This is a genomic window from Fulvivirga aurantia, from assembly GCF_009711475.1.
In the GTDB taxonomy this organism is placed as follows: domain Bacteria; phylum Bacteroidota; class Bacteroidia; order Cytophagales; family Cyclobacteriaceae; genus Fulvivirga; species Fulvivirga aurantia.
In genome coordinates, this window is sequence record NZ_SMMD01000367.1 from 1 (window position 1) to 2,058 (window position 2,058).

The following is a 2,058-nucleotide window of genomic DNA, read 5'->3' on the forward strand; positions in this document are numbered from 1 at the left end:
CTTGCTAAAATGTATTTGATAAGAACTTACGAGCAGCGCGTGAGAAACACTTTTCCGGTTGATGAGCGAGAAATAAGAAATCTGGTGAGTGACTATAATCTCTTTATAAAAGAATTGGGCATAAGCCGCAATACACTTGAGGCACTTAGAAACAAAGCTTTATTACATGCTTTCTATCTAGACGAAAAAGACTCCGCCATTAATATATTGCAGAAAATAATAGATACCCCCCGAGCCAACATGGACATAAAGGCAAAATCTAAAATGGATCTTGGTGACATCTATTTGCTGATAGAGCAGCCCTGGGAATCTACACTACTTTACTCACAAGTGGAGAAATCTCACAAAGACGAATACCTTGGTTATGAAGCCAAATTGAAAAATGCCAAACTCTCTTATTTCAAAGGAGACTTTCAGCTGGCAGAGGAGCATCTAGATATTTTGAAGGAAGCAACTTCGAGAGAAATTTCTAATGACGCTATGGCGCTGAGTCTGTTAATAAAAGACAATGTGGCTCTCGATAGTTCAGAAGCCGCCATGCGTAGTTATGCCAATATCGAACTACTACTATTCCAGAATAAAACGGAAGAAGCACTTCAAAAAATCTCTTCTATGAAAGAGAAGTTTCCCGGCCATAGCCTCACGGATGAATTGCTTTGGCTAGAAGCTGATATTGAACAAAAAAGAGGGCATTTTCAAAAATCATTTGACTTGTATAAGGAAATTGTTGAAAACTACGATTACGATATCTTGAGCGATGATGCTTACTTTATGATGGGTGACCTTCAACAGAAATATCTGAAAAACGAAACTGAAGCTATGGAGATATATCGCAATTTTCTAACCCGATACCCGGGAAGCGTGTATGTTGCCGAGGCTCGTAAAAGATTCAGACAATTACGAGGAGATTTCGACAATCAGGAAGAAGAAATTCTTAATTAAGAACTCCGACAGCCGCTTATGTATAAAACAGCAGTCAATTTCTAATTTACCTTCTCACGTCAGACCTAATTTCAATTCTTTTTATTAATTTGATCTCCGTTTGAAAATTTGAAAAAATGGAAATCACCCGAATATTTGATGTATTAGCAGATCAGTTGCAAAACAATCCACTAGAAGATGCCCTTGCGAGCAAGGAAGATGGTGAGTGGGTAAAATACAGCACTCAGCAAGTTTATGATATAGCAAATAAACTGAGTCTCGGACTTTTGGCTAAGGACGTAAAACCGGGTGATAAAGTCGGACTTGTTTCATTTAACCGACCTGAATGGGCCATGGCAGATTTTGCCATTTCTCAAATTGGTGCCATCAATGTACCGATGTATCCCAACTCTACAAGTGGAGATTACACATTTATCATAAAAGACGCAGGCATCAAACTGATTTTTACAGGAGATCGTGAAGTGGCTTTGAAAGTAAAAGAAGCTGTAAAAGATTCAGGTGAAAGTGTCCACGTTTACTGTTTTGATAAAATCGATGAGGCACCTCATTGGAAAGAGCTATTTAAGGATGGCGATACCAAGAGTCTGGATACTTATCGTGAAAAAATAAAATATGAAGATTTAGCAAGTATCATCTACACCTCAGGCACAACTGGTAATCCTAAAGGTGTTATGCTTTCTCATAAAAATATCTTGAGTAACTCAGATGCTGTTGGCGATGCTTTTCCGAGTGTGAAACCGGGAAGTAGGGCGTTGAGCTTTTTGCCTCTTTGTCATATTTTTGAGCGCACAGCACTCTACACCTATATGCAACTTAGAGCTTCAATCTACTATGCAGAAAGTATGGAGACTATTGCCGATAATTTGAAAGAGGTGAAACCTCACTTTTTTGCAACGGTACCCAGGCTGTTGGAAAAAGTATACGAAAAGATACTAATGAAAGGCTATGATCTAAAGGGCATTAAGAAACAACTGTTTTTCTGGGCACTTAATCTTGGCCTTCAGTATGACCTCAATAAAGACCAGGGTGCACTCTATAGATTTAAACTAAAAATTGCCAATAAACTAATTTTCTCAAAATGGAGAGAAGCTTTAGGAGACAATATACAATTTATAG

At 38.2% G+C, this 2,058-nt stretch carries 2 protein-coding genes; both read left to right on the forward strand.

Translation table 11 applies throughout. The features are described from left to right. Positions 1–942: tetratricopeptide repeat protein (locus E1176_RS01900; RefSeq protein WP_155208883.1), on the forward strand; the 942-nt coding region annotated here is incomplete at its 5' end. 116 nt (positions 943–1,058) lie between these two features. Beyond that, positions 1,059–2,058, forward strand: a 1,000-nt coding sequence (locus E1176_RS01905) for an AMP-dependent synthetase/ligase (protein WP_155208884.1), incomplete at its 3' end; no start/stop codon positions are given.